This window comes from Rhodococcus sp. WS1 (assembly GCF_003797745.1).
Taxonomy (GTDB): domain Bacteria; phylum Actinomycetota; class Actinomycetes; order Mycobacteriales; family Mycobacteriaceae; genus Rhodococcus_F; species Rhodococcus_F erythropolis.
Genome location: NZ_RKLZ01000001.1, coordinates 1,342,347 through 1,348,702 on the forward strand (window position 1 = coordinate 1,342,347; position 6,356 = coordinate 1,348,702).

Consider the following 6,356-nt stretch of genomic DNA (forward strand, 5'->3'; position numbering starts at 1 on the left):
CCCGTGCAATAAAAGAAATAGTTCGCAACGAACCCGAACCAGTAATTGTCCGCAATTATCGGGCACTCCCGATTATTCAGCTAAACACGAGCATTCTCGAATAAATACCGGACGGATTTATCAAGAAAAGACGGGAAGATCCCGCGCCCGCTGCCTCCGACCCAAGACCCGAGAAGAGAGTTGTCCGGAATTCTTGTCATACATTCGATAAAGAGGCCACAAGATTGCATGCAGAATACTGTCCGCTGCGATCAAGAATGTTAACTTCCAATTCGATACACCATGATGCTCGAGGGTTTTCTTCGATGCTCGATTATATCGCGTATACACGCGCGGCGAACTAACTCCACGCCTACCCGAAACCTTTGCGGCCATGCTCGAGATCTGCCCCACTGCGCAACGAACATGCGCCATGCAGAGGGATAGATCGATATCCTCGTGAATGTCGGTTCGATCGCTGACCGCATCCCTAACGGCCAACCAAGCCGACCGACGCATCGCCATGTTACTGCCTGGAACTGCAACAACGGGCCGAACCGCCCCCTGGGCCCCGCGACCGAGTCGCCAATTCGTCCATCGGCGCTGAAGGCCGGCGATCGGAGATTCATAAAGGTAAGTCAGGCCAGTTACGCCCGAGAAATCGTCGCGACGCTCGAAGAATTCGTGAACCGCAACGGCCCAGTTTTCCCCCACGATCGTATCCGCGTCGATACGTCCGATAATTTCTCCACTAGCCGCGTCAAACCCTTTGTTTCTCGCATGCACCACCCCGGGTCGGGATTCTTTGAGAAGCCGAACCTTGGGACAACTACTTTGATACTTCTTGATCAACTCGGAAGTGTTGTCCGAGGAATTATTGTCAACGACGATGATTTCGTCGACATATTCACCTTGAGCAATGAGCGCTTCGATGCACGTTTCGATGTATTCAGATTCATTAAAAGCCGGAACAACCACCGACAACGTCGCGTTCGCCATTTCCCAACGGTATCGCGAATCTCCCCACAAGACATTGAGCAGCGGGCCCAGAGGACCAACCGGAAGGAATCGGGGGACTTTCGTCACCGGTCAAATCAAAGACCTCCGGTCCGCGCAACCGAATACCCACCTGCGCAGATGCGTTGAAAATCCATTTGGTCATTCGTTCAATTAGAGGAGATCTTTACGTTACAAAGAATATTTGTGATTCTTGCCACAAGGTGAAATCGAAGGTGAGAGTTGCTGGCAGGAGCCAAATACCCCCTCTCACGCGTCCGATTGCCCGAGTGTCGGTTTGACCCTCCGGTAACATCTGAGCGGAGATCACGGATAGAAGACAGAAGGCATCTGTGCGCCCGTCGGGAGCGCGTGCCCGTTCCGACAATGCAGACAGCGGAGTGTTGATGCCCTTTTCCACGGACGCAGCGGTACTAGTGGAGGACGTACACAAGTCCTTCAAGAACGTGCACGCGCTGCGAGGGATCAACTTCACCGCCCCACGTGGGACAGTGCTCGGCATCTTAGGTCCCAACGGCGCAGGCAAGACAACGACGGTGAAGGTCCTCTCCACGCTCATTCGTCCCACCAGTGGACGCGCGATGGTGGCCGGCTATGACGTCGTGCGCAACGCTCCAGAGGTTCGACGCTCCATCATGATGACCGGGCAGTTCGCCGCCCTGGACGATTCACTCACCGGCCGCGAGAACATCGAACTGTTCGGCAGGTTGATGGGGCTCGACCGAATGTCCGCGAAGGTGCGCGCTGCCGACCTGCTCTCTCAATTCGACCTCGTCGAAGCAGGATCCCGAGTAGTCCGGAACTACTCCGGCGGTATGCGCCGACGAATCGATATTGCGTGTGGCCTGGTTGTCCGCCCCGAGGTCGTTTTCCTCGACGAGCCGACCACCGGCTTGGATCCGCGCAGTCGGCAGAGCGTCTGGTCGCTGGTTCAATCACTGAAGGAGCAGGGAATCACCGTGCTCCTGACAACTCAGTACCTCGAAGAAGCAGATTTACTGAGCGACAACATCATCGTCATCGACAAAGGCGCGGTCATTGCCGAGGGGACTGCTGACCAATTGAAGGCTCGGACTGGCGCGAGCTTTTGCGAGATCGTGCCTTCAGACCTCAAGCAGTTGGCCCACGCGGTCCACGCTCTAGGAAATCTGGTGCCCCGAGACTTCCGCTTCGACCTGGCACAAGAGAGCGGCCGAATCGCTATCCCCGCGCCCGTCGGCGCCGGAACGCTCTCTGAAGCACTGCGCCGTCTCGATCATGCTCGGATACCGCTTGCCGACATCGCACTTCGCCGCCCGTCACTCGATGATGTCTTCCTCGCACTCACTGGCGAACAGCATGTAAGTGGGACAAAGTGACGACAACAACCAAATTCGGGGTCGATCAGGTGGCTGTCCGTGGAGACACGCGCAGCAAGATTGCAGTCCCTGAAGCCTTGAGCGTTGGCAAGCACCGCCGACCACATCCGTCAGCGATCAATCAGTGGTGGGTGTTGACGGCACGCACCGTCAAATCGATGGTGAAGCGCTATGAACTGCTCGTTGCAGTCATCGCACCGCTCATTTTCACGATCGGGTTCTACCTTCCTCTGAAGTTCGTCATGCAACTTCAAGGGATCAACTACGCGCAGTTCTTGATGCCGATCATCGTGCTGCAAGCCATGGCATTCACATCGATCTCGGCTGCTCAGATGTCGTCAACCGAATCAATCACCGGATTCAGCAACCGGATGAAAACCATGCCCGTCGTCGGCCCGATTCCGCTGCTGTCCCGTCAATCCAGTGGGTTCGTCAGATCAACAGTCTCGCTTGCTGCCGCATTGGCGTTCGGCCACTTGATCGGTTTTCGATTCTCAGCAGGAATCGGACAGGCCATCCTGTTTTGCGCGGTCGCCTTGGCGTTCAGCACCTGCTTGTCCTTCGCCGGTGATGCGATCGGCTCACTGTCGAAGAGCCCGCAGGCCACCAGTCAAGCGCTGACATTGCCCCAGTTGATTCTGGGGATGTTGTCCTGCGGTTTTGCGCCCGAGACTGGCTTTCCCGAATGGATTCGGCCGTTTGTACGCAATCAACCGGTATCGCAGTTTTCATTCGCCATGCGTGATCTTGCGCAAGGCGGGGTCACCTGGAGCGTCCTCTTTCCCGTCGTTGCCTGGACTATCGGCTTGATCGTCGTGTTCGCGCCACTCGCGTTCTGGGCAAGTATGAGGCGGTCATGAGCGAGCCGACAGATCGATTCATGGCTGTAGTCCGCCCGGTCGAGGGGTTCAACTTCCCTTACCCAGACAATGCGCTCCCCGAAAGCTCTTTCAAGGCCCTGGTCGTTCACAGTGGAATTCAGGCCAAACGCCTGTTGCTCACCTGGCTGCGCGATCCATCGACCGCTATTCAGGCCCTCATTTACCCAGCATTCATGCTGCTGATGTTCCGGGTCGTATTGGGCAATTCGATTACGGCAGCAACCGGCCAGTCGAGTATTTTCGGGACCGTTCCACTGATCATCCTCGTCGGCGCAATGTTCGGGTCGATTGCAAGTGCGGTCGGTCTCAAAGGTGAACGCGCGTCCGGACTACTGAGTCGATTCTGGACGTTGCCTGCGCACCGCGCGTCTGGCCTCGTCGGACGCATGATCGCAGAAGCAGTCCGAGTTCTCCTCACGTCAATCGTGATTCTCGGCGTCGGCTACCTGTTGGGGTTCCGATTCAATCAGGGCCCGCTCGCGGCCTTTGCGATCTTGGCGTTGCCCGTCATTTTCGGCGTCGGTTTTGCCATGATGGTGACGGCCCTGGCCACGGTTTCCGACAACTTGCCGCTCGTCGAAATCGTATCCATCTCGTGCACACTGTTGATGTTCTTCAATTCCGGCTTCGTCCCTGTGATGGCCTACCCGAAGTGGCTTCAACCGGTGGTGGCAGAGCAACCGATGTCCGTCGCGATCGACACGATGAGAGGGCTGTCGCTAGGGGGTCCTGTGGCGGAACCCCTCGTCAAGACGCTGCTCTGGTCCTTCGGCATGATTCTCGTCTTCGTCTACCCAGCGATTCGGGGATACCGACGCGCCGCGGCGATGTCGTAACGAATACAGACCGCAAACCGACTTCACAATTCGAGAAACAAGTGGCACCAGGGATGAGCATCGATGTACCCGTGCCACGCAACGAGAGGTATCTAACTTGACGCGTACAAGGCAGTCCATGTGGAGGCGCGCTACCGGTGTCGCCGCGGTGACGATGGTGTGCGCTCTGGTTCCGGCCGGTATCGCAACTGCGTCACCTGTCGCTCACCAGGGCGGCGGAGATTCGGTGGAGTCCGTCACGAGTGGTTCTTACGTCGTCTCAGTCGAGCAAGTGAACGATCGCCAAAAGATCGTGAATGTATACGCGGCGTCGATGGATCGCGTTGTTCCAATTCAGGTCATCACTCCTTCCGATGACTCCGCACCCCGTCCCATCCTGTACTTGCTCAACGGCGCCGGTGGTGGACAAGATTCGGCTACTTGGGAGTACCAGACCGACGTCGTCGACTTCTTCCAGGACAAGAACGTCAACGTCGCGACGCCAGTTGGTGGCCGCCTGTCGTACTACACCGACTGGGAGAAGGAAGACCCGAAACTTGGTAAGAACATGTGGAGCACTTTTCTGGGTAAGGAGCTCCCTCCGTTGCTGAACAAGCAACTTGGCAGCAATGGCGAACAGTCCATTGCCGCAATCTCGATGTCGGGCACTTCTGTGCTCAACCTGGCGATCGAGTACCCAGGCTTTTACAACTCCGTTGCCGCATTCAGCGGATGTGCCCAGACCAGCGATCCGCTTGGCCAGCAGTTCGTCAAGACCACCACGGAGTGGATCGGCGGCGTTGACGACGTACAGAACATGTGGGGTCCGTTCGACGGCCCCGGTTGGCGGGAACACGACCCCCTTGTGAACGCTGAGAAGCTGCGTGGCACACAGATTTACATGAGCACCGGCAGCGGGCTCCCCGGTTTCCCCAATGACACCCCTGCAAATCCGCGCATCCAGGACGGTCGCGCTGCGATGTTCGACCAGATCGTTGTCGGCAGCCCGATCGAGCTTGCAACCAATCTGTGTACCTCCAACATGGCGAAGCGGCTCTTCGAACTGAATATTCCGGCAGTAGTGGATTTCCGTCCAACAGGTACCCATTCATGGGGCTACTGGCAGGACGATCTACACAAGTCCTGGCCATTCATCGCACAGTCTCTAGGCGTCTGATTTCAAGTGCCTCGTGCTGGCTTCAACTCCAGCGCGAGGCACCCTTTAGCATCATGGGAGGAATGTAGCGGTGCGGTTCATTCGGATCACGCTGGTCGTACTGGGAACTTGCTTCCTGCTGTCAGGCACCTCCGTCAGCGCCCTAGCGGATGATCAAGAGCCCACCCCCGGTTTCGCCACTATGGGTCCATCGCCGGCCGGTTCGAACAACTGGAATTGCGTTCCGAGCGTCGAGCATCCTCGTCCGGTGGTTCTCATCCACGGAACAACCGCGAACATGGTTGATACATGGGCTGAACTTTCCCCGCAACTTGCTGATCTCGGCTATTGCGTATTTGCTCTCAATTATGGAGGCGCACGGGAAATCTTCAATCCCAATGCTCTCCAATGGGGTATCAGGGACATTGCGACTTCAGCGAAAGAGCTTGCAACCTTCGTTGATTCAGTTCGCCGTTCTACGGGTGCAAGCCAGGTGGATCTCGTAGGCCACTCCCAAGGGGGAGTCGTCGCTCGCCAGTACCTGAAGTTCGACGGTGGTTCGACTCCGGAAGATCCGTCGAAAAACGCCGTCCATACTCTGGTCACCCTCGGCGCTACCAACCACGGCACGACCTTCGGCGGCTTGCAAGCGAACGCTAAACAACTGTCAGATATGGGACTTCCTGGAGACCTCTTGGTTCAGGCGATCTGGGGACCAGCCGGTGTTCAACAACTTCAAGGGACACCACTGTTGGCTGAGCTCAATGCGGGCTCGGAAACCCAACCGGGAGTTACGTATACCGTGATCGCGACCGCTCACGACCAGATTTCAACCCCTCCGGAAGCTTCGTTCCTTACCGCAGGCCCCAATTCCGTTGTCAACAACATCTGGGTCCAGGATGGCTGCCCAGGCAACCCTGCCTCGCATGCGGGTCTGGTCCGTGATGCGCATTCGTTGGACCTCGTAAAATCCGCGCTCGATCCGGAATTCACGCCGATCCCCTGCGCATAGCTGACTCAGACGTCGCGAAGGTCGCCGCAGAAGTTGAAATCGCACACTCGACAACCTCCGATCGACAAGCGTGTGCTGTCACGGCCGAACATGACCTCCTACAAGGCCAATCCGGGAAGAGCGAAGCATACGAGCCTG

6 protein-coding genes are annotated in these 6,356 nt (G+C 57.1%); 5 read left to right on the forward strand and 1 reads right to left on the reverse strand.

The genetic code is table 11. The annotated features are described in order from the left end of the window. Positions 1-120: 120 nt before the first annotated feature. Complete coding sequence (locus EEB12_RS06275; RefSeq protein WP_141487523.1) at positions 121-978, reverse strand: glycosyltransferase; 858 nt, start codon at positions 976-978, stop codon at positions 121-123. Between the two features lie 404 nt (positions 979-1,382). On the opposite strand from EEB12_RS06275, the gene EEB12_RS06280 reads away from it, so the two are divergent. The 5 genes from EEB12_RS06280 to EEB12_RS06300 all read left to right on the forward strand — a co-directional run bounded on the left by EEB12_RS06280 (position 1,383) and on the right by EEB12_RS06300 (position 6,218). After that, on the forward strand, positions 1,383-2,354 hold the full coding sequence (locus tag EEB12_RS06280) for an ATP-binding cassette domain-containing protein (RefSeq protein WP_029254910.1): 972 nt from the start codon (positions 1,383-1,385) through the stop codon (positions 2,352-2,354). After that, entirely contained in the window at positions 2,351-3,214 is an 864-nt protein-coding gene (locus tag EEB12_RS06285; RefSeq protein ID WP_141487524.1) for an ABC transporter permease, read from the forward strand. Before EEB12_RS06280 ends, EEB12_RS06285 begins: the two co-directional genes overlap by 4 nt. Continuing rightward, positions 3,211-4,071 carry an ABC transporter permease gene (locus tag EEB12_RS06290; RefSeq protein ID WP_141487525.1) on the forward strand — a complete coding sequence of 287 codons (861 nt, stop codon included), beginning with the start codon at positions 3,211-3,213 and terminating at the stop codon, positions 4,069-4,071. Before EEB12_RS06285 ends, EEB12_RS06290 begins: the two co-directional genes overlap by 4 nt. 118 nt (positions 4,072-4,189) lie before the next feature. Then, positions 4,190-5,227 carry an alpha/beta hydrolase gene (locus EEB12_RS06295; protein WP_256063626.1) on the forward strand — a complete coding sequence of 346 codons (1,038 nt, stop codon included), beginning with the start codon at positions 4,190-4,192 and terminating at the stop codon, positions 5,225-5,227. 247 nt (positions 5,228-5,474) lie between these two features. Beyond that, positions 5,475-6,218, forward strand: coding sequence for an esterase/lipase family protein (locus EEB12_RS06300; protein ID WP_258537511.1), 744 nt, complete (start codon positions 5,475-5,477; stop codon positions 6,216-6,218). Positions 6,219-6,356: the final 138 nt, after the last annotated feature.

Coding starts and splice junctions, on each gene's coding strand:
- EEB12_RS06275 (WP_141487523.1), bottom strand. CDS start 978: ATGGCGAACGCGACGTTGTCGGTGGTTGTTCCGGCTTTTAATGAATCT.
- EEB12_RS06280 (WP_029254910.1), top strand. CDS start 1,383: ATGCCCTTTTCCACGGACGCAGCGGTACTAGTGGAGGACGTACACAAG.
- EEB12_RS06290 (WP_141487525.1), top strand. CDS start 3,211: ATGAGCGAGCCGACAGATCGATTCATGGCTGTAGTCCGCCCGGTCGAG.
- EEB12_RS06295 (WP_256063626.1), top strand. CDS start 4,190: ATGTGGAGGCGCGCTACCGGTGTCGCCGCGGTGACGATGGTGTGCGCT.